General features: G+C 64.7%; 21 protein-coding genes and 1 riboswitch. Of the genes, 9 read left to right on the forward strand and 12 right to left on the reverse strand.

The genetic code is table 11. The features are described from left to right. Positions 1 to 48 precede the first annotated feature (48 nt). Positions 49 to 1,431: a YibE/F family protein gene (locus tag ACX80T_RS08945; protein ID WP_459304209.1), complete on the reverse strand. Its 1,383-nt coding sequence runs from the start codon at positions 1,429 to 1,431 to the stop codon at positions 49 to 51. A 145-nt stretch (positions 1,432 to 1,576) separates the two neighbouring features. Here ACX80T_RS08945 and ACX80T_RS08950 point away from each other — a divergent pair, with 145 nt between their 5' ends. The 3 genes from ACX80T_RS08950 to ACX80T_RS08960 are packed head-to-tail and all read left to right on the forward strand — an operon-like array spanning position 1,577 to position 4,028. Further along, positions 1,577 to 2,329 carry an alpha/beta hydrolase gene (locus ACX80T_RS08950; RefSeq protein ID WP_459304210.1) on the forward strand — a complete coding sequence of 251 codons (753 nt, stop codon included), beginning with the start codon at positions 1,577 to 1,579 and terminating at the stop codon, positions 2,327 to 2,329. Positions 2,330 to 2,361: 32 nt separating this feature from the next. Continuing rightward, positions 2,362 to 3,192: a DUF1295 domain-containing protein gene (locus ACX80T_RS08955; protein ID WP_459304211.1), complete on the forward strand. Its 831-nt coding sequence runs from the start codon at positions 2,362 to 2,364 to the stop codon at positions 3,190 to 3,192. Then, positions 3,189 to 4,028, forward strand: coding sequence for a lysophospholipid acyltransferase family protein (locus ACX80T_RS08960; RefSeq protein WP_116778552.1), 840 nt, complete (start codon positions 3,189 to 3,191; stop codon positions 4,026 to 4,028). Before ACX80T_RS08955 ends, ACX80T_RS08960 begins: the two co-directional genes overlap by 4 nt. Positions 4,029 to 4,098: 70 nt before the next feature. On the opposite strand, the gene ACX80T_RS08965 is transcribed toward ACX80T_RS08960, so the two are convergent. The 3 genes from ACX80T_RS08965 to ACX80T_RS08975 all read right to left on the reverse strand — a co-directional run bounded on the left by ACX80T_RS08965 (position 4,099) and on the right by ACX80T_RS08975 (position 7,637). After that, positions 4,099 to 5,037: a hypothetical protein gene (locus tag ACX80T_RS08965; protein ID WP_019483535.1), complete on the reverse strand. Its 939-nt coding sequence runs from the start codon at positions 5,035 to 5,037 to the stop codon at positions 4,099 to 4,101. Continuing rightward, positions 5,037 to 6,425, reverse strand: coding sequence for a glycine--tRNA ligase (locus ACX80T_RS08970; RefSeq protein ID WP_459304212.1), 1,389 nt, complete (start codon positions 6,423 to 6,425; stop codon positions 5,037 to 5,039). The genes ACX80T_RS08965 and ACX80T_RS08970 overlap by 1 nt, the downstream gene beginning before the upstream one ends. 243 nt (positions 6,426 to 6,668) lie before the next feature. After that, entirely contained in the window at positions 6,669 to 7,637 is a 969-nt protein-coding gene (locus tag ACX80T_RS08975) for a DMT family transporter (protein WP_116778554.1), read from the reverse strand. Between the two features lie 105 nt (positions 7,638 to 7,742). Between ACX80T_RS08975 and ACX80T_RS08980 the strand changes: the two genes are divergently transcribed. After that, positions 7,743 to 8,003, forward strand: a complete 261-nt coding sequence (locus ACX80T_RS08980) for an RNA-binding S4 domain-containing protein (protein WP_019483538.1) — start codon at positions 7,743 to 7,745, stop codon at positions 8,001 to 8,003. Here the strand turns inward: ACX80T_RS08980 and ACX80T_RS08985 are convergent. Continuing rightward, positions 7,990 to 8,700 (reverse strand): alpha/beta hydrolase, encoded by a 711-nt coding sequence (locus tag ACX80T_RS08985; RefSeq protein WP_019483539.1) that lies wholly within the window; start codon positions 8,698 to 8,700, stop codon positions 7,990 to 7,992. The genes ACX80T_RS08980 and ACX80T_RS08985 overlap by 14 nt on opposite strands. 115 nt (positions 8,701 to 8,815) lie before the next feature. Between ACX80T_RS08985 and ACX80T_RS08990 the strand changes: the two genes are divergently transcribed. Next, positions 8,816 to 9,637, forward strand: a complete 822-nt coding sequence (locus ACX80T_RS08990) for an SGNH/GDSL hydrolase family protein (RefSeq protein ID WP_116778601.1) — start codon at positions 8,816 to 8,818, stop codon at positions 9,635 to 9,637. Positions 9,638 to 9,651: 14 nt separating this feature from the next. On the opposite strand, the gene metX is transcribed toward ACX80T_RS08990, so the two are convergent. Next, positions 9,652 to 10,785, reverse strand: a complete 1,134-nt coding sequence (gene metX, locus ACX80T_RS08995; protein ID WP_459304213.1) for a homoserine O-acetyltransferase MetX — start codon at positions 10,783 to 10,785, stop codon at positions 9,652 to 9,654. Between the two features lie 18 nt (positions 10,786 to 10,803). After that, positions 10,804 to 10,939: riboswitch (SAM riboswitch) on the reverse strand. 117 nt (positions 10,940 to 11,056) lie between these two features. Here metX and ACX80T_RS09000 point away from each other — a divergent pair. Both ACX80T_RS09000 and ACX80T_RS09005 read left to right on the forward strand, forming a co-directional pair. Then, positions 11,057 to 11,485, forward strand: a complete 429-nt coding sequence (locus ACX80T_RS09000) for a hypothetical protein (RefSeq protein ID WP_116778557.1) — start codon at positions 11,057 to 11,059, stop codon at positions 11,483 to 11,485. A 4-nt stretch (positions 11,486 to 11,489) separates the two neighbouring features. Further along, the gene (locus ACX80T_RS09005; protein WP_019483543.1) at positions 11,490 to 12,131 is read left to right on the forward strand and encodes a VOC family protein; all 642 of its coding nucleotides are present in this window, start codon (positions 11,490 to 11,492) and stop codon (positions 12,129 to 12,131) included. A 41-nt stretch (positions 12,132 to 12,172) separates the two neighbouring features. On the opposite strand, the gene ACX80T_RS09010 is transcribed toward ACX80T_RS09005, so the two are convergent. Genes ACX80T_RS09010 through ACX80T_RS09035 form a run of 6 tightly spaced genes read right to left on the reverse strand, consistent with a single transcriptional unit; the run spans position 12,173 to position 17,567 of the window. Next, positions 12,173 to 12,982, reverse strand: coding sequence for a CPBP family intramembrane glutamic endopeptidase (locus ACX80T_RS09010; RefSeq protein ID WP_459304214.1), 810 nt, complete (start codon positions 12,980 to 12,982; stop codon positions 12,173 to 12,175). A gap of 30 nt (positions 12,983 to 13,012) precedes the next feature. Further along, positions 13,013 to 13,813 (reverse strand): DeoR/GlpR family DNA-binding transcription regulator, encoded by an 801-nt coding sequence (locus ACX80T_RS09015; protein ID WP_116778558.1) that lies wholly within the window; start codon positions 13,811 to 13,813, stop codon positions 13,013 to 13,015. Continuing rightward, on the reverse strand, positions 13,810 to 14,694 hold the full coding sequence (locus ACX80T_RS09020) for a class II fructose-bisphosphate aldolase (protein ID WP_116778559.1): 885 nt from the start codon (positions 14,692 to 14,694) through the stop codon (positions 13,810 to 13,812). Before ACX80T_RS09020 ends, ACX80T_RS09015 begins: the two co-directional genes overlap by 4 nt. Then, the gene (locus ACX80T_RS09025) at positions 14,691 to 15,653 is read right to left on the reverse strand and encodes a 1-phosphofructokinase family hexose kinase (protein WP_459304215.1); all 963 of its coding nucleotides are present in this window, start codon (positions 15,651 to 15,653) and stop codon (positions 14,691 to 14,693) included. The genes ACX80T_RS09020 and ACX80T_RS09025 overlap by 4 nt, the downstream gene beginning before the upstream one ends. Continuing rightward, on the reverse strand, positions 15,650 to 16,612 hold the full coding sequence (locus tag ACX80T_RS09030) for an ROK family protein (protein WP_459304216.1): 963 nt from the start codon (positions 16,610 to 16,612) through the stop codon (positions 15,650 to 15,652). Before ACX80T_RS09030 ends, ACX80T_RS09025 begins: the two co-directional genes overlap by 4 nt. A gap of 7 nt (positions 16,613 to 16,619) precedes the next feature. Beyond that, complete coding sequence (locus ACX80T_RS09035) at positions 16,620 to 17,567, reverse strand: SIS domain-containing protein (protein ID WP_116778560.1); 948 nt, start codon at positions 17,565 to 17,567, stop codon at positions 16,620 to 16,622. Positions 17,568 to 17,862: 295 nt separating this feature from the next. Here ACX80T_RS09035 and ACX80T_RS09040 point away from each other — a divergent pair, with 295 nt between their 5' ends. Together ACX80T_RS09040 and ACX80T_RS09045 are read left to right on the forward strand one after the other, a co-directional pair. Next, positions 17,863 to 19,110: an extracellular solute-binding protein gene (locus ACX80T_RS09040; protein WP_116778561.1), complete on the forward strand. Its 1,248-nt coding sequence runs from the start codon at positions 17,863 to 17,865 to the stop codon at positions 19,108 to 19,110. Positions 19,111 to 19,196: 86 nt separating this feature from the next. Next, positions 19,197 to 20,132: a carbohydrate ABC transporter permease gene (locus ACX80T_RS09045; protein WP_459304217.1), complete on the forward strand. Its 936-nt coding sequence runs from the start codon at positions 19,197 to 19,199 to the stop codon at positions 20,130 to 20,132. Positions 20,133 to 20,134 lie beyond the last annotated feature (2 nt).

Genomic DNA, 20,134 nt, shown 5'->3' on the forward strand with positions numbered 1-20,134 from the left:
GTCTATTGTCGCAAGCTGAGGCAAATCGGGAAGCGCCACAGCCCCTCGCTATTCACCCCCGCGTGCATCACGGTCCCGCCGCGACTGTCGGGTCTCGACGTCGCCGCCCTCCGGAGCGACACTCACGAGGTCACCGCCGGGCAGGCTGGCTGCGCTTCCGGCGGACACCCCGCCCGATACCTGACCGGCGCCGGCGGCCACGGTGTGCTGACGGATACCCACCGCCTTGACCACCACCACCGCGATCAGGGTAGTGGCGGGGATGGCCAGCACCAGGCCGATCGAGCCCACGAGGGTGCGCACCACCTCCTCGGCGAGCTCTCCGCTGGTGAGGTTTTCCAGCAACGTGCGGTCATACAGCGAGACCAGGATCAGCAGCGGCAGTGCGGCACCAGCATAGGCGAAGGCGATGGTGTAGACCGTGGAGGCGATGTGGTCGCGCCCAATCCGCATGGCGCCGGAGAACAGCCTCCGGGACGACGTGTTGGGGGCCAGCTCGTAGAGTTCCCACACCGCTGACGACTGCGTGATGGTCACATCGTTGAGAACGCCCAGCCCGGAAATGATCAGGCCGCACATAATGATTCCGGAGATCGACACCTCCCCCGAGGAGTTGACCAGGGCGTAGGCATTTTCGTCGCCCACCCCGAAGAGGTAGATGGATTCGGTCGCCCAGGCCGCCAGCAGGGCAGTGATAGAGAGCCCGAACAGGGTGCCAAGCAGCGCCGTTGAGGTCCTCGCGGAGAAGCCGTGGGCGAAGTACAGCACCCCGATCATGATCACCACCGACCCCACCAGGGCCAGCAGCAGCGGAGGCTTCCCCTCCACCAGACCCGGCAGGATGAACTGTCCCAACACCACCAGGGCACCGACCAGGCCGATCATTGCCCGCAGCCCCCGCCACCGCGCAACCGCAACGACAACCACGGCGTAGAGGACGGCGAGCCACATCATCGGCACCGTCCTGACGAAGTCCATGAAAATGTAGGGGGCGCTGCCTCCCTGGATCACTCCGTCCAGGTTCAGGTACCGGATTTTGTCCCCGGCCTCGACCGCGCCAGCGCGGGCCAGCTCGGGCGTGACCTCCACCGGAACGAGGGCGCCACCGGCGTCGGGCGCCGTGTAGGCGACCTGGCACTGCAGCGCCTCCCCGCCCGCATCGACGGTGGGCTGGGACGAGGGGCAGTCTTCTTCCGAGACCCGTTCCACCTGCCCGACGTCGATGGAAACGCCGTCGGCGGTGGCATAGGGATTGGAGATGGTGACGCTGCTGCGGTCGCCGCTGGGCCACAGCAACATCATGCCGATCACTGTCAGGACACCGATCGGAACCAGGATGGTGGCGAGCAACAGATTTGCGCGTTTCCGTGCGCCAATCGTTGCTGGGCTTGGCTCCGAATTGCCTGTGTCATGAGTGTGGCTGTGGCCCACGAGGTTCCTAGCTGTCCTTGATGAGGTTCAACGCACTGGTTCGGTGCTCTACGGAATTCTACGCGGGGACAAAACGGTCCCGGACCGCGACATAAGCTAGACCCAAGGTTTGGAACAACAACCCGCGGCAGATGGAAAAGGGCAGATGAAAGAACGGTTTAGTGAATCGGATGAGGTTCCCGCCGGAACCGTTGCGCATGCGCCAGTGGTGACTGTTCGAAAGGCGACAGGCCCGGTGAAGGGTGTGGTCCTGGTGCTCCACGGCGGCCGGGCGAACAGCTTCGAACCGGTCCGTGCCCGACACCTGAGTCCGGTGCGGATGGTTCCCTTCGCCGCGCTGGTCCACAGCCGCGGCAAGGATCACGGCCTGGCAGTGTGGTCCCTCCGCAATAGCGTCAGGGGGTGGAACGGTCAGGAAATGTCGCCGTTGCATGATGCCCGCTGGGCGCTGGCCGCGATCCGTGACCGGCATCCGGGAGTCCCCGTCTATCTGGTCGGGCATTCGATGGGTGGCCTGGTTGCCCTCTGTGTGGCCGACGATCCCGAGGTCCGCGCGGTCGCGTCCCTGGCTCCCTGGCTGAGCGAGACCACCCCCGCCGATCCCGTCGCCGGCAAACGCGTCCTGATCCTGCACGGCGACTCGGACCGCTGGACATCCCACCGGCAGTCCCTCCGCTATGCGCACCGTGCCCGTTCACTGGCGACGGACCTGCACTACGTCACGGTTCGCAGCGCTGGGCATTTCATGGTCAAAAAAGCACGGCTCTGGCACGAACTCACTGCCTCCTTCGTCCTGAAGTCCTTCACCGAGGACACCGGAGCCGCCATCCATCCGGACGGCACCCTGCCCGCCCGCGATCTATTGGTCGGCGACCAGCCCCTCTCCATCACCGTCTAACGGACTGCCCCCTACCACCCTGAAGGTGAATGATGCCCGAATTCCCGTTTCTCAGCTTCCTCGGCGGCTTCGGCTGGGCGGCGCTCGGCGTCGTCGTGCTCCTCGCTGCCACCTTCGCGATGGCCCAGGTGCAGAAGCGCCACTCGGTGATCGACACGGCGTGGGGGCTGGGGTTTGTGGTGATCGCGGCGATCACGTTCGTCACCTCTGCCCAGACTTCGGTGGACGCAGCCGGCGACGACGCCCGCCGCTGGCTGCTGTTGCTCCTCACCGCTGCGTGGGGGCTGAGGCTGGCCGGATTCATCGGGTGGCGGGCCCGCGACGGCGCCGAGGACCCACGGTACGAGGACATGCTCAGCAAGGCGCCGGGCTCCCGCAACATTTATGCCCTGCGAAAGATTTACCTGACGCAGGGTGTGGTGATGCTCTTCGTGTCGCTGCCCCTTCAGGTAGGAATGTTCGCCACCGGCCCCCTGGGCTGGCTGGCCTGGGTCGGCGCTGTGATCTGGCTGGTCGGGTTCTACTTCGAATCAAGCGGGGACTACCAGATGGCCGCATTCCGGAACAATCCGGCGAACAAGGGCAAGGTGATGGACCGGGGCCTGTGGCGCTATACCCGGCACCCCAACTATTTCGGTGACGCAGCCGTCTGGGTGGGCCTGTTCCTGGTATCGGCTGATTCCTGGCCCGGAGTGCTCACCATCCTCTCCCCCGCCCTGATGTTCTGGACCCTTTCCAACAAGACAGGCAAGCCCCTGACGGAGAAGCGGCTCAGCACCCGCCCCGGCTACCGCGAATACATCGAGAACACCAGCGGATTCTTCCCGCTGCCACCCAAGCCCGGAAGAGGTGCATCATCATGAGTCGACTCACTGAGAAAATCGGGCGCTGGCAGCCCCAGCCCAATGACCGTTTCTATCGCATGATTGTGCACACCGGACAGGCGCTCCGGTTTGTGTTCCGCATTCGGGTCATTGTGTCCGGTCAGGAGAACCTCCTGCCTGCGGGTCCGCTGAACGGCCGGTCACGGCGTCCGGTCCCGGGCCAGGGAGCGGTGGTGGCGATCACCCATTTCGGGTACCTCGATTTTGCGTTCGCCGAACTGGTGCTGTGGCGGCATGCCCGCGCCCAGATGCGGTTCCTCGTCACCAAGGGTGCGGCGGCACACTGGTTCGCCGGACCGGCGATCAGAGCGGCAGGGCACGTGGTCGTTGACCGCAGCGCGGGCAGCGCCGCCTATCAGGGTGCGTTGGAGAAGCTGAAGGCCGGCGAGTATGTGGCAATCCTGCCCGAGGCCGGAGTGAGCCGCAGCTACACCGTCCGTGAACTGAAAACCGGTGCGGTCCGCCTGGCAGCAGAGGCTGGTGTGCCGATCCTTCCGATGTCCGTGTGGGGGTCTCACCGGTTCATGAGCCGCGGCCACAAGCTGTCCCTCAAAGCAATCTTCAGGGCACCCGTGCGGGTCCACATCAGTCCGCCGATCTGGCACGGCGCGGATGCCGACGTCGTCAAGGAGACCGAGCAGTTGCGGGCCGAACTGCAGGACGGCATTGACCGCGGTATCGCCAACTTCCCGCTGGTCCCCGAACCCGGCGCGTGGTGGCATCCCGCTCCCCTGGGCGGCGGCGCCATGACCGAGGAGGAACGCATCGCGGCCGACGCCCACGACAAGGCCACCGGGCGGCACGAGCGTCAGTAGCCGTATGAGATAAGGCGGGCCCACCAGTTCAAGTCTGGGCCCGCCTTATCTCACTGTTCAGGTCCAGTCGCTAGTCGCTGATCACCTGGGTTTCCGGTGCGCTGACCGATGCTGATCCCATCGCCAGGAGCGGCTCGACCACGTTGACGAGGGCGGTCATCGAATCATCCACCTCAAGCAGTACCGGGAACTGGTGCACCAGCATCGCCAGCAGGGACGCTACCGCGGCTTCCTGCTCCGCCGGAGCGAGGTCGGGGTCGTAGCCAACCAGTACGTCGGCTGGATCATCGGTCCGGGTCTGGGTGTAGCTGACAGCGAACGCGGCGATCTTCCCGCCGTCGGCCTGCGGCTTGTCCCTGAGCACCACTGCTCCCCCGGCCCCGGTGGAGTCGGCAAGAAGATACTGCTGGGCCTGGCCCAGGGTCATGTCCGCCGGATCCCACGCGTGCACCGAGTTGTACCAGGCGGCGACGGCGGTGGTCAGTTCAACCGATCCGGTCGCCGCTTCGTCCAGCTGCGGGCCACCAGCGTCGTCGAAGACCGGCAGCGACAGCGCACCGGGCTCCACCTTGACGATCCGCGACCGCTGGATCTGCCCGAACCCTGAGGCCGTGGCGAAATCCGCGCCAGTGCTGCCGGGAATCACCTTAGCCCGCAACTGGGTGGCGCCCGACGGCGACCCGCCCGCCTCATGACGCAGCATCGCCAGCAGCGTGGACCCCACCCCGGTGCGGCGGTGGTCCGCCGCGACCTCAATGTAGGCCCACAGCCGCTGGTTGTGGAGCTTCGGTTCAAAGACATACGCTGCGGCGACCGGAACGCCCGTACCGTCTCCCGCTGTACCGGTTCCCACCACGTCTTCGGCCACAATGCAGCGCAGCCACGGGGTGTTCGATGACGGACGGAACAGTGCCCTGGCCTGCTCGACCTGCGCGTTCTCGGGTCCGCCCCAGAGCTGGATCAGCTCAAGGTCGTCCCCGTCGCGCCATTCACGGTAGTTCAGCACCATCAGGAGCCGATCAGTCGGGCGGCCAGGTAACCCTCAACCTTGTCGAGGGAAACGCGTTCCTGGGCCATGGTGTCGCGTTCCCGGATGGTGACGGCCTGGTCGTCCAGGGTCTCGAAATCCACGGTGATGCAGAACGGGGTGCCGATCTCATCCTGGCGACGGTAGCGACGGCCGATGGCGCCGGCGTCGTCGAAGTCGATGTTCCAGTTCCGGCGCAACTGCGCGGCAAGATCCTTCGCCTTCGGCGACAGATCCTCGTTGCGGCTCAAGGGCAGCACGGCAGCCTTGACCGGCGCGAGGCGTGGGTCAAGCTTCAGGACGGTGCGCTTGTCGACGCCACCCTTGGAGTTGGGTGCTTCGTCCTCGGTGTAGGAATCCACCAGGAAGGCCATGAAGGACCGGGTCAGGCCAGCAGCGGGTTCGATCACATACGGTGTGTACCGCTCGTTGGTGCCCTGGTTGAAGTAGCTCAGGTCGGTACCGGAGTGCTTCGAGTGGGTGGACAGGTCAAAGTCGGTGCGGTTCGCAATGCCCTCCAACTCGCCCCACTCCGAACCCTGGAACCCGAACCGGTACTCAATGTCGGTGGTGCCCTTGGAGTAGTGGCTGAGCTTCTCCAGCGGGTGCACGAACAGCCGCAGGTTGTCCGGCTTGATGCCCAGGTCCGCGTACCAGTCGATGCGGTTCTTGATCCAGTACTCGTGCCACTCGTCATCAGTGCCGGGCTCGACGAAGAATTCCATCTCCATCTGCTCGAACTCGCGGGTGCGGAAGATGAAGTTGCCCGGGGTGATTTCGTTGCGGAAGCTCTTGCCGATCTGGCCGATGCCGAAGGGCGGCTTCTTGCGGGAGGTGTTGAGGACGTTGTTGAAGTTCACGAAAATGCCCTGGGCGGTTTCCGGCCGCAGGTAGTGCATGCCTTCCTCGTTGGCGACGGGGCCCAGGAAGGTTTTCAGCAGTCCCGAGAACTCCTGCGGTTCCGTCCATTCCCCGCGGGTGCCACAGTTGGCGCAGGCAATGTCCTTGAGCCCGTTTTCGGCGGCGCGGCCCTTCTTTTCCTCATATTCTTCCTCGAGGTGGTCGGCCCGGTACCGCTTGTGGCAGCTGAGGCATTCCACCAGGGGGTCGCTGAACACCTCGACGTGGCCGGATGCCTCCCAGACCTTGCGCGGGAGGATCACGGAGGAATCCAGGCCGACGACGTCGTCGCGCCCGCGAACCACTGACTGCCACCACTGGCGTTTGATGTTTTCCTTCAACTCGGCGCCGAGGGGACCATAGTCCCAGGCTGACCGTGATCCGCCGTAGATTTCCCCCGCCTGGAAGACAAACCCGCGGCGCTTCGCGAGGGAAATGATGGGGTCGAGTGCGGACTGGTTCTTGGCCAAGGTGGTTCTCCATTTCTACAGGCCGCTGGGTGCGGTCCGTGGTGGTGTCCGGCAGGGCTGAGGTTCAGCTCCTGGTTCCGGTGAATGGTCCCGGTGAGGGGTTCCAAAACAGGGGCTGGGTGCCTGCTCGAATCGAAGGTACAACCTTAGCCTACCGAGGCGTATCGGCTGCCGGGGTGTATCGGCTGCTCCGGTCAACTACCCGGGTCAACTGCCCAGGTCAAGGCATCTGGGGTCGGCTGATCAGCGTACCCGGAGCGCCCGTCTCGGCCAGGGCAAGGTGGTCAGCACAATGGCGATGAGGGTGAGGATGGGGCCCGCCACGGTGGCGAGTTCCACCACGGTGCCCGGGGTCGGGAAGACCAGGTCGAGGGCCAGGGAACCGACCAGCTGGCCTGCGATCATCCCCAGACCGGTGAGCAGGACGCCGAGGCTCCGGACCAGCACCGCTCCCAGCCCGATGAAGACGCATCCCAGCGGGCCGCCGAGGTAATACCACCACTCGGTGGGCAGGGCCGCGCCCGGCCCGGCGATGAGAATTTTGATCAGCCAGGCGAGCAGCAGGACCGACGCCCCGGAGATGAAATTGATCAGGGTGGCGATGATTGGGGTCCCATAGTGAACCGACGCGGTGCCATTCATGGCCTGTTGGAAGCTGATGAGGAATCCGGCCAGGATTGGCAGCAGCACCGGTATCAGCCAGCTGCTGAGGTCGCCGGTGGCACCGAACCGGGGTGACACCGCCCAGACCACGGCAGCGACGGCGAGCGCCGTGCCAATCAATCGCATCACGGTCAGCGGTCGTTTCCCTGCCGGCCCGATGCCTGCACGGTCGGCGAGCAGGCCGCTGAGGGTCTGGCCCATCACTGCCGCTACCGTGAAGAGCGCCACCCCCAGAACACCGATGGTCAGGGACTGGGAGAAAACAAAGAACGCGCCGATGGTGCCAGCGGCAAGATAGATGGGCGGGAACCGCCGCTCCCGCACCGAGGGAAGTATCTGCCGGAAACCGGCCCGCCCCCGCGGCAGCACGAGGGTGATGATCACCATCAGGACGAGGCCGGTGCTGAAGCTGACCAGCGCTGCGGCAACCCCATCGTTGAGGTGTGTGCCGAGGGCGCCGTTGATTCTCCCCTGCAGGGGAATTGCCACGCCGGCTGAGACGGCGAGCAGCAGGCCGAGGAACAGGGGAAGCCGGGGGTGGTGTGACACCCATTGATCCTATGGCAGGCTGGCCCGCGTCCTGGGACCAGTCGAACGGATCAAGAGATTCGGAGCCATGCCGCCGAGACCGGCAGGGTCGGGCAGAATGGAGCCATGAACCAATCCCCGGAAAGCGACCCGACCGTCGGCCACACCATCCCCATTACTGATGACATGATCCGGCTGGGTCAGCTGCTGAAGCTATCCAATCTGGCTGAGGACGGCGCGCAGGCCAAGGAGCTGGTGGATAACGGCCTCGTGAAAGTCAACGGGGCCATCGAGGAGCGCCGCGGCGCGCAGCTCCATCCAGGCGACGTGGTAACCGTGAATGGCGCCTCGGTCACTATCACCCGTGAGACCGCTAACGGCGGTTAGGCTGCGGTTCAATCCCGAAAACTGTCAGCTCGAGGAATTCCTTGACGTGGGCAAGCTCACGCATGCTGATGCTGTGGGCGATGCCCGCATACAGCACCTTGGTGAGGTTCGTGTGTGCGACAGCCCAGCGGTGAGTGAATTCAATCCGGTCGGGAGTGATCACCGGATCCTCCTGATCGCGCCCCCAGAAAAGCGGCACCGGGTGCGCTGCGGCGTCGTCGTCATTGAAGAACTGGCTGCCCTCGGCTGGCACCACAAACCCTGAGAGCCCGACGACGGCGGTGAAGTCGCGGGGGCGGTGACGCAGCAGGGTGGTGGCGACGGCCATTCCCATGGAGAAGCCGAGCAGGGACACGCTGGTATGCCCGGCTTTCACCGAGTCGAGCCAGCCGGCTACCTTGGCGACGGTGTCAGTCACCAGATCCACCGAGTATCCGGTGTCCTGGGTGAGGGGGAACCAGGTAAACCCTGGCCCCATCGCGTGGGGGGCCCGCACGGAGGCGACCGTGAGGTTGGGCGGCAGATGGTCGACTAAGCCCATGAGGTCTTCCTCATTGGCAAGATGTCCGTGGAACATGACGAGCAGGGCGGTACCCTCGCGTTCCGCCGCGGGGCGCGACCACAGGACCACGGGATCCCAGGCAGGCGCGGTGGCGTGATCGGCGGCTGGCAGGTGGGGTGATTCCGAAAGAGTCATTGACCTAGTCTTTCACGCGCGGAGGGTCGCGTTCAGTATCGGTCTGTAACAGGATAGAAGGATGAACCGGAACCTGTACCTGACGCCCGACACCCCGGCCGATCCTCACGACAGCATGCCAGAGAGCAGCGTGGCGAACAGTATCCCGCATCCGTGGACCCGCTATGTTGCCCTCGGTGACTCATTCACCGAGGGCATTGGTGACCCGAATCCCGAGAGCGTGGGCGGCAACAGGGGGTGGGCCGACCGGGTCGCCGAAGAACTCAGCAGGAGCCGGGAAGATTTCGCATATGCCAACCTCGCCGTTCGTGGCCGGCTGCTGCACCAGATCGTGGACCAACAGGTTGCACCGGCTTTGGCCTTGAAACCGGACCTGATCACCATCTCGGCTGGCGGCAACGACCTGATCCGGCCGGGTGGCGACCCGGACCAGCTGGCGGCCCGGCTGGATGGTGCCGTTGAGGCGCTCAGCGCGGATCAGGCGACGGTGGTCCTGTTCGCCGGCCCCGACGCGAGAGATTCGGTGCTGGGCAACTTCAGGTCCAGGACGGCAATTTTCAACGAGAACCTGAGGATCATCGCCGCCCGGCATGACGCCCTGATCGCAGACATGTGGGCGCTCCGGCAGCTGGTGAACCCGCAGATGTGGGATGGAGACCGGTTGCACTTTTCCCCGCTGGGTCATCACACCATTGCCATGATGGTGCTGGAAACCCTCGCGGTACCCCATTCCCTGACGCCGCTCGAACCGCAGCCGCTGCCCCATCAGAGCTGGCGCGCCGCGCGGACGGAGGACCTGGTGTGGGCGAAGGTGTATTTCGTCCCCTGGGTGCTGCGCCGGCTCCGCCGCCAGTCCTCGGGCGACGGGGTGCTGGCGAAAAGGCCCGATGCCGCTCCGATCTTTGGCCCCGGGATGCCCCCCGGCGTTGGCGGCTAAGCCCCGGTCATTCACTAGTGATCGGTGTAGAAGGCTTCCCGCAGGCGTTGATCGAGCTGGTGGATCTCGGTCAGGAAGGCGTCGTGGCCGATCGGTGAGACGATCGTGTGGACGGGCACCTCCCCCGGCAAGGCCTGTGCCAGGGTGTGGGACTGGCTGGGGAAATACAACCGGTCCGAGTCAACCGCTGCGATGAAGAACTCGGCGGTGGCATCCCGCAACGCCAGGTGCAGGGGACCGCGGTCCCGGCCGGCATCATGCCCCATGAGTGCTTCGGTCAGCACCAGATAGCTGTTGGCGTCGAACCGTTCCACCAGCTTGCTGGCTTGATGGTCAAGGTAGCTTTCCACCTGAAATCTGCCCCGGGCTGCCGGGTCCGACGAGCCGAAGGGTGTCTCAGCACCCTGTGCCGCCCGACCGAAGCGGTGCTCCAGCTCCGGCTCGGACCGGTAGGTGATGTGGGCGATGCGCCGGGCCAGCCCGAGCCCGGCGACCGGGCCTGTGCCCGGGTAGTAGTCCCCCGCGGCGAATCCCGGGTCCAACCGGATAGCCTGCAGCTGCGCCTGGGCGAAGGCAATCTGCTCTGCCGAGCTTGCGGCAGTGCAGGCGATGACTGCGCACCGTTCGACCCGCTCCGGGTACACCAGAGCCCACTCCAGAGCCCTCGCGCCGCCGAGCGACCCCCCGATCACCGAGTGCCACCGATCGATTCCGAGCGCATCAGCCAGGAGGGCCTCGGCCCGGACCGAATCCCTGACCGTGAGGTAGGGGAATCGGGAGCCCCAGGGGACGCCGTCGGGGTCCGCTGACGCAGGTCCGGTGGAGCCATAGCAGCCGCCGAGCATATTGATGGATACGACAAAATACCTGGTGGTGTCGATGGTTTTGCCGGGGCCCACCAGCTGGTCCCACCAACCGTCTTCGGTCGAATCGCCGCGGGCAACATGGGAGCTGCCGGTCAGTGCATGCTGAATCAGGACGGCATTGGACCCATCGTCGTTGAGGGTGCCCCAGGTTTCATAGGCGAGCGTAACCTCGGGCAGGTGCCCCCCGGTTTCACAGGTGAAGGGGCCCAGACCGAGTGAGCGGACGACGCCGTCAGGTGTCACCTGGGCCCGGTCCTGTTGTGCGGTGTGAATAGTTGTCACTGGTATCGCCCACCTCGGAATCCGCGCTTGCGCCGGACACCCTGTCCGCCGCCTGGTCGTCACCCGGGGCACCCCACCGCGAAGGAGGGTTGCCGTCCAGCAAGCCGGGGCTTGGTGGAGCGGGGTGTTCCGCTCCGTGCTGGCACTCGTGACCTGTTCCTAGATAACCCGAAAACGCAGCTTCGACGCAAATATGTGAACGTCCGTGTATCTGAACGTCCGTGGCAAGAAAGACCCTGATCTACCCCCAGCAGCCCGATAAGCTTGCGCCATGCGGATCCGCCCAATCGATCTCGTCGATGTATTTGTCTACCTCGTCGTCCTGGGTCTGTTCATTCAACTGTTTCCCGCGGTGATTTCCGAGACGTTCACCCTGGCGTTGCTGACCGCTGCGCTGCTGAAGCTGGTGCTCGAACTGGTGATGCGGGTGAAGAAGGCCCTGTTGACCCGCGTCCGTACGGCTGAGCGGGTTCTCCCCCGGGTGATCAATGGTGGGGCCCTGCTGCTGGTGCTTCCCGGAAGCAAACTCCTGGTGCTCCAGCTGGTGGCGTTCCTCTTCGGCGATGCGGTGTACCTGGGTGGCTTCTTCCAGGTCACGGCGCTGATCATCGTTCTGATGGCTGCCCGGGGTGGCGTGAGACGCTTTTTCGTCGGTAAGGGTCCCCTAAGTCGAGACACAGATCACAAAGTGCCAAACTAGGGCCATGCGCTTGGACCATGTCTCATATGCTTGTGAACCCGACGGCCTCGTAGCAACTGCGGGGAGGATCGCCGATGCCCTCGGCGTCGACCCGGTGAAGGGTGGTGTGCATCCCCGCTTCGGCACCAGGAACATGATTTTCCCGATGTTGAACGGTCAATATCTCGAAGTTGTTGAGGTGCTGAACCACCCGGCTTCCGACAAAGCTCCCTTCGGCCAGGCGGTTCGCGCCCGGTCCGAGGCTGGCGGCGGCTGGATGGGTTGGTGTGTTGCTGTGGATGATCTGGCCCCCTTCGAGGAACGCCTCGGTCGTAGCGCCGTCCCGGGCAACCGCAAATTTCCTGACGGTCAGGAGCTCACCTGGCAGCAGATTGGCATCAAGGGGCTGATCGCTGATCCCCAGGTCCCCTATATGTTGCGGTGGGACGACGGTACTGAGGCCCTGCACCCCTCACAGGCCCGACCCGCTACAGTGCGCCTCGATTCGCTGACCATTGCAGGGTCCCCCGACCGGATTGCTGAATGGCTGGGCACGCCGGCGACCGAGCCGCTCGATGAGGTTGTTGTGCAGTGGGTGGCACCCAATGGCACTCCCGGCATCATGTCCGTGACTTTCCAGACTGCCAACGGCCTGGTGGAAATCTAACTGCACCCTTTCGTGTGACCGGCCGACAAGTCGCCACGCGACTAGTCGCCGATACCAATCGCCGATCCAAAGAGGGCGAAGCCTACAAACCCGGCGATATCGAGCAGGGCGTGGGCGATGACCAGGGGCATCACCCGTTTGCTCCGGGTGTAGGCATATCCAAAGATCAGACCCATCAGGACATTGCCGATAAACGGCCCGAAGCCCTGATACAGGTGGTAGCTGCCCCGGAGCAGGGCACTGGTGATGATAATGACCGGCATTGACCAGCCCAGCTGCTTCAGCCGGTGAAACAGGTATCCCACCACAATGACCTCTTCGACCACTGCGTGACGCAGCGCCGAGAGAATCAGGACGGGCACGGTCCACCAGTAGGCGTCGAGCGCAGCGGGCTCGATTGCCGTCGTGATCCCCAGCGCACGCCCCGCCGCGTAGACGCCGAGCGTGCCGACCCCGATGACCATCGCCAGGCCGAACCCCAGGCCGAAATCGACCCGTGGCCGGCTGAAAGTGAATCCCAGGGTGCGGAACGCCGACTTTCCCGGTTCCGTCAGGAGGAATAGCACCAGGAACACCGGAACCAGCGCGAAGAAGATGCCGAGCAGCTGGTAGGTGAGGTCGAAGTACTGGCGGTCATTCAGGACCGGATTCAGCCGGGTGGTCTGCGCAGCGAGCGGCGCCTGGCTGAGCTTGTCGAGCAGGTTGACCACCGCGTAGACAGCCGATTGCCCGAGGGAAAGTCCGAGCACAATCGCTATCTCGGCGGTGATCCGCCGACGTTGGACGGGGGCCGACCGGTTGACATCGTCCGGCGTCGACGTCGTGGACGCCTTGGGTATCTCGGTGGACATGCCAGCCATCCTAGTGGGCGATCCTTGGGGCTAGTCGGCACCCAGCTTCGGGGCGACGATAACGGTGGTCCCATGCTCTTCGAACGACCGCCGCTGAGCGGCGGTGATTCCTGAGTCGGTGATCAGATTGCTGAAGGTGTAGCCGGTCATGGTCGCGAAGCATCGGGTGCCGATCTTCGACGAGTCCGCGACAACGTAGGCCTTGGCGGCGCGTTTGGCGACCATTGCGTTGACCGCGGCTTCACCCTCGTCGCTGATGGTGGGCCCGACGACCGGGTCCAGCCCGTTGACTCCGACAAACGCCAGGTCGAGGGCCACCCGCTGCAGCACCGCGTCAGCATACGAACCCACCAGTTCATAGGAGCGGGGGTTGACGATGCCACCGGTGACCATGATTTTGAAGTTGGGCCGGACAGCGAGCTGGGCTGCAATGTTGATGGCGTTGGTGACGACGGTGAGCGTTGGCTTGTTTGACGGTTCCATCAGGTCGCTGCGTTTGCTGAGCGCCGAGGCGATTGCCGTGCTGGTGGTCCCGCCGCAGAGCCCGATCACCGCTCCCTTGGGGATGAGGTCGCTTGCGGCCTGCGCGATCGCACGCTTCTCCTCGGCGTGGACGTCCTTGTTGTAGCGCCCGGGCAGATCGTAGGCGACGGTTTCGATGGTGGCCCCACCGTGTGTGCGGGTCAGCAACCGCTGCTCCGCGAGGCTGTCCAGGTCCCGCCGGGCGGTGGCCGGTGAGACTTTGAGCTTGCTGACTATTTCGTCGACTTCCACCTGGGTGGCTTCGGAGAGTAGGTCAAGGATGGCGCTGAGCCGTTCCGCGCGTTTCATCCCGCTGGCCCGTTCCCGTTGATGGTGGCTGCCGCAGCGACCGGGCCGGCAGTAGCGAAGAGGGTGAGCAGGCGTGCGGTTTCCGATTCGATGGCAGCACGCCCGGCCCCGATATACTTCCGCGGGTCGACGATTGTCGGATTGTGGTCCAGGTACAGGCGAACGGCCCGGGTGGAGAGACTGTTCAGGTGCGTGGAGACATTGATTTTGGTCATCCCGGCCCGGATCGCTGCAGCGATAACGTCGTCAGAAACCCCAGACGACCCGTGCAGGACCAGCGGCACATCGAGCACTGAGTTCAGGGCCGCGATCAGGACCAGGTCCAGTTCGGCGCTGCGCTGAGTCATCGCGTGGGAGGAGCCGACGGCGACGGCGAGCGCGTCGACACCCGTGGCGGCCACAAAGGCGGCGGCCTCCCCCGGGTCCGTCCTGACGCCCGGCGCGTGAGCGCCGTCCTTTCCGCCGACCTTGCCGAGTTCGGCTTCCACATACACGCCGCGTTCCCGGGCGTAGGTGGCCACGCGGGTGGTGGTGGCAACATTCTCGTCGAAGTCCAGGGCGGCGCCGTCGTACATCACCGATCCGAAGCCCAGGTCCACCGCGGCGAACGCCAGCTCAGGATCTTCAGCGTGATCCAGATGCACTGCGACCGGCACCAGGGCGGCGCGGGCGATGGCAAGGGTGGCGAGAGCGATCGGTTCCAGCCTGCGGTGGTAGTTGACGCAGTTCTCGGAAATTTGGAGAATCACGGGCAGCCCCGCCGCTTCGGCCCCGGCTACCAGCGCCTCGGCGGTTTCCAGCTGGATGACGTTGAACGCGCCAATCCCGGTTCCCGCGGCTGTAGCCGCAGCCATCAGTTCGCCTGTCGGTGTGAGGGTCATGCGCGGGACTCCTGCTCGGGTAGGTGATGCTGGGTGACGGTGACTGCCGGTTCCAGGTCCGGGTAGCTGGGGTGCAACTCGCCGGCGGCTGGCATCAGGACCGCGGCGGCCGACCACGCAACGGCGAGCCGCAGCAGGGTTTCCGCGGAGGTGATGCCGGCAGCGAGTACGACGGCGAGCGCCGCTACCGCCGCATCCCCGGCCCCCGTCGGGTTGCCGTCCACCCGGGGTAGCGACGCCTGCTGGGGTGGTTGTCCCGTCCGGTACAGGTACATGCCGGCCTCGGCGCAGCTGACCACTACGGTTCCCGCGCCGCGGTCCAGCAACATCTGGGCGCCGTCGGCAATGGTTGCCGCTCCGGTCGCTTCCAGAAGTTCATGGTGGTTGGGTTTCAGCACATCGGCACCAGCGTCAGCCGCGGTCAGGAGGGCAATGCCGGAGGTGTCGATGATGCACGGAATTCCGTGCGCTTGTGCCTGGCGGACCAGCGCTGGATAAAAATCGGCTGGCGCTCCCTCTGGCAGGCTGCCGGCTCCCACGAGCACCCCGGCGCCAGTGAGGTTTTCTTCCACCAGCACACTCAGGGCATTCCACTCGGTGGCGGCCAGCGGTCGTCCTGCTTCATTGAAGATGCTGGTCTGCCCTGCCTCCCTGTCGACAAAGGCCATGCTCCGCCGGGTGGCCGCCGCCACCTCGGTCAGGGCGTAAGGCACGCCGCTGGCCGAGAGTTCGGAGCTGAATTCGGCGCCGGCTGTCCCCCCGACGGGCGCCACGGCGAGAGCCGGGTACCCGGTCTGATGCACCACTCTTGCCACGTTCAGTCCCTTACCGCCAGCCCGCTGCAGCGGCGCCGAGACGCGGTGGGAGGCTCCGGGAATGAGCCGCGGGACCGCATAGGTCAGGTCGATGGCCGGGTTCGCGGTCACCGTGAGGACGTGGCCGCGGAGGTGCAGTGTCATGGCGCGTCCAGCAGGCCGCGGGCACGCAACGCTGCCCCGATGAGTCCTGCATCCTGACCCATCTGGGCCGCGAGCAGGACGGGGTGGCGATGGAAGGAAAGGTTCTGCTTGACCCGCAGGCGCAGCGGATCAAGCAACGCAGCACCGGCCTGGGCCAGACCGCCGCCAATGACAACCGCCTCGGTGCCGAGGATCGCCACCAATTGGGCAATGCTGAACGCCAAAGCGGTGATGGCGTCATCGATTACCCGGCGGCCTGCCGGGTCCCCAGCAGCCGCTGCGGCGAACACCTCCCGGGCGCCGGGCACGGTCTGCCCGGTGAGTTCGGAGTAGCGGCGGGCGATTGCACCGGCCGACCCGATGGTTTCCAGGCAGCCCCGGAGTCCGCAGGTACAGTCCAGGCCGCCCGGCACCTGGGCATGGCCCAGTTCGCCGGCATAGCCGCCCCCGAGGACCCGCTTACCGTCGCAGAACACGGCACCGGCAATACCGGTGCCAACAATGATCACCACGACGTCGTCCAGCCCGCGGGCCGCCCCAAAGCGCATTTCTGCGTCTCCGGCGGCGCCGACGTCGTGAGCGTAGCTGACCGGCAGACCAGTGGCGCGCCGCAGCCGGTCAGCGAAGGGAAAGTCCCGCCACCCCAGGTTCGCAGAATAGATGCCGACGCCGTTGACCTCATCGACCAGGCCCGGCGCGATCAATCCGATGGCTCCGATGGTCTTCGCCGGCCAGGCCGCCCGATACTCGGCGAGCAACCCGGCCGACCGCTCAACGATGCTTTCGCCCGGCACCCCGGAGATGGCCGGGGTGGCGGTGCGTCGGATATCGGTCAGGGTCCCCGCAGGATCTGCGAGTGCCGACTTCAGATCGGTGCCACCCACGTCGATGGCCAGCACCAGGTCCTGGCCGGGACCGGTGGCTGGCTCCGGCGTCGACGTTGGGTCGATGGTGCTCACGCCGGGACTACGAATCGTGGGTGGCTGCGGAGTCGAGAATGACCGAGCGGGTCAGGTTGCGCGGCAGGTCAGGATCCAGGCCCCGTGCCCTCGCCCGCTCCAGGGTGATTTTGTGGATCAGGGCGAGATCAGCCAAGGGGTGGCGCCCGGTGTAGACATAGTCGGCTCCGGTGGGGGCGACGTCGTCGGCGAGGCCAGGGATGTCCGCACCGAAGAGCCACACGACCCGCCCCGGTGCGGCGATCGAGATGGGACCGTGGCGGTATTCCATCGCCGGGTAGGACTCGGTCCAACCCTGGACGCCCTCGCGCATTTTCAGTCCGGCCTCGTGGGCAAGGCCCACCGTCCAGTTCGTGCCGAGGAAGGTGAACTGTTCGGCGTCGAGCAGCCGGGGACTGACCTCTGCTGCCAGGGCGGCCGCAGCGTCGGTCAACGCTGGCTCCAGGTCGATCCCCACTGAGGTGAGCAGATAGACGAGCGCCGCAGTGGCGAACCGGGTCTGCACCACCGACTGCTCGTCGGCGTAGGGCAGGGCGACGACGGCGTCGGCGAGCCCGATGGCGGGCGAATCGACATCGCCGATCACGGCGATCATCCGCAGCGTGCCCTGCAAGGACCTCATCAATTCCAGCACCTCGGTGGTGGTGCCTGAGCGGGAGATGGCGACCACCGCGTCGTAGCCGCGGCCTGCCACGACCGACGCTTCGGAAGCAGCGAACGCATCGGTCAGTCCTTTGCCGGCGCCTTCGCGTGCAGCGGCGTAGCTTTGCGCCATGAACCAGGACGTGCCACAGCCGACGACGGCCACCCGGTCGCCGTCTTTCGGGAGGAGATCCTCGGCCATCGCCTGATCGATCGCCTGTCGCCAGACCGCTGGCTGGGAGTGAAGCTCCCGGTCCATGTGTGCCCCGGCGGGGGCTGGGGCACCGGGTGCCTCGGGGGTGGGATGGGACATCTGGCGCTCCTTCACGGTGGCCGCGGCTAGTCCGCGAGTGATTAGGTGTGACGTTTCAAGAGGTAAAGCAATCAGTACCAATCTAACCATCCCTGGAACGTTTTGGGCAGTGCGCGTCTTGTAACGCTCAGATTTCAATTCCCGCATCAGCTTGACGTGAGACGTGGATCACGCGAGTATCGTTCCACAATGGATGAACAGTAATGCTCATTCTGAGCTCAATACCGTCAACTTGTTGCAAGTATTCCTGTGACAGCTCTAGCAGCTGCACCACCTTTGGAAAAACGAGGAAACCATGAAGAAATCCATCCGTACCGGAGTTGTCGCAAGCGTTGCGGCTGCCGGTCTCTTGCTCACCTCTTGCGGCTTTGGCGGTGAGGATTCCGGCGGAGACGCAGAAGGCAGCACCTCCCTGGACCTGCTGGTACCCAGCTATTCCGACAACAGCAGGGCTCTATGGGAAGGCGTCATCGAGGAGTTCGAGGCCGCCAACGAGGACATCTCGGTCAACCTTCAGGTCGAATCGTGGGAGAACCTTGAGTCGGTCCTGAACACCCAGATCCAGGCCGGCGAGGCACCGGACATCTACAACGGTGGCGCTTTTGCGGCCTTCGCCGAGGAAGGGCTGCTGTACCCGGCCGAGGAAATCGCCTCACCCGAAACTCTCGAAGACTTCCAGGAGTCCTTCGCGGTCAACGAGGAGTTTGACGGGACCCAGTACGCCCTGCCGTTGCTGGCGTCCGCACGGGCCATGTTCTACAACGAGGACCTGTTCGAAGAAGCCGGCGTTGACGGTGCACCCACCACCTGGGACGAGCTCTACGATGCCGCTGACGCTATCACCGAGACCGGAACCCCCGGTTACGGCATGCCACTCGGCTCCGAAGAAGCCCAGGGTGAAGCACTGATCTGGATGGCTGGCAATGGCGGTGGATTCGGCGATGAAAACGAAATCACCGTTGATACGCCTGAAAACCTCGAGGCAGTCGAGTTCATGAAACGCATGATTGACGACGGACTGACCCAGTCCGATCCGGGAGCCACCCAACGCACCCCGATGATCAACGTGTTCATCCAGGGCCAGATTGGAATGGTTTACGGTCTGCCACAGACCGTCGGCCAGATCGAAGCCGAAAACCCTGACCTGAACTACGGTTTGGCGAACATCCCCACCGCGACAGGTGAGCCCGCGACACTGGGTGTCGCAGACCGGCTGATGTCGTTCAAGAACGACGGCGACAAGGCCGAGGCCGTGACCGCGTTCATGGACTTCTTCTTCGCCGAGGACAACTACGTCGAATGGGTCAGCGCCGAAGGGTTCCTGCCGACCACCATTTCCGGTGCCGATCAGATGTCCGGCGATGAAACCCTGGCGCCGTTCCTGGACATGCTGCCGAGTGCAGTGTTCTACCCGACCTCCAACCCGGCCTGGAACGCCACCGATGGCGCGTTCAAGAGCCTGTTTGGCCAGCTTGGACAAGGGATGGAACCAGCAGAAGTGCTCGAGCAGATTCAAGCGGAAGCTGACGCAGCAGCCGAGTAGCCAGCAGCCGGCGCCGGTGCGGTCCATCACGGCCCGCACCGGCGCCGGCCCATAACCATTGGCGGTAGAGATATGAGCTATTTACGATGAGCGCACAGCCCGTGTTGGCTGGCCAGTCCACATCACCTGGACGCAAACGCCGCAAACAAAATTCCGACGGTCTGCCTGCCGCCCTCCCCTGGATTGGGCCCGTCCTCCTTCTGATCTTCGCGATCGTGATCTTCCCCGCGGGGTTCATGATCTACAACTCCACACGGGAAATCAGCCAGAGCGGTATCGATCAGGGCTCCGCAGGGTTCGCCAATTTCGCTGATGTGTTCTCTGATCCAAACCTGCCGCGCGTGCTGCTGAACACAGTGGTCTGGGTGGTGGTGGTGGTATCGCTGACAGTGCTCCTCTCACTGATCCTGGCCCAGTTCCTGAACAAGCCCTTTCCCGGCCGTACCTTTGTCAGGATGGCAGTAGTTGTTCCCTGGGCGGCCAGCGTGGTGATGACCACCACCGTGTTCTATTACGGCCTCGACAGCAACTACGGGATTATGAACACCTTCATGGTGGACATCGGGATCCTCGACTCGCCGTATGGATTCACCAAAAATGTCCTGCCGGCTCTCGGAGTGGCGATCATTGTGGCGGTGTTCGTGTCAATCCCGTTCACTGCCTATACGTTGCTCGCTGGCTTGCAGTCAGTTCCGGAGGACGCCCTCGAGGCAGCCAAGATGGACGGGGCCGGGCCTTTCCGCACCTACTTCAGCATTGTGCTGCCTCAGCTTCGGGGGGCTCTTGCCGTGGCGGTCCTGATCAACATCATCAACGTGTTCAACAACCTCCCGATCCTCAGGATTATCACTGGATCGATCCCCGGGTATCAGGCGGATACCCTCATGACCTACATCTTCAAGGTGTTGCAGTTTGATCGGCGAGTGGACATTGCCAGTGCCCTCAGCGTGGTCAACTTCGCCATCGTCATCGTGATCGTTGCGGCTTACGTGAAAATCGTCAAGCCGATGAAGGAGATCTAGGC

The sequence above is a fragment of the Arthrobacter sp. Sr33 genome (assembly GCF_054511195.1).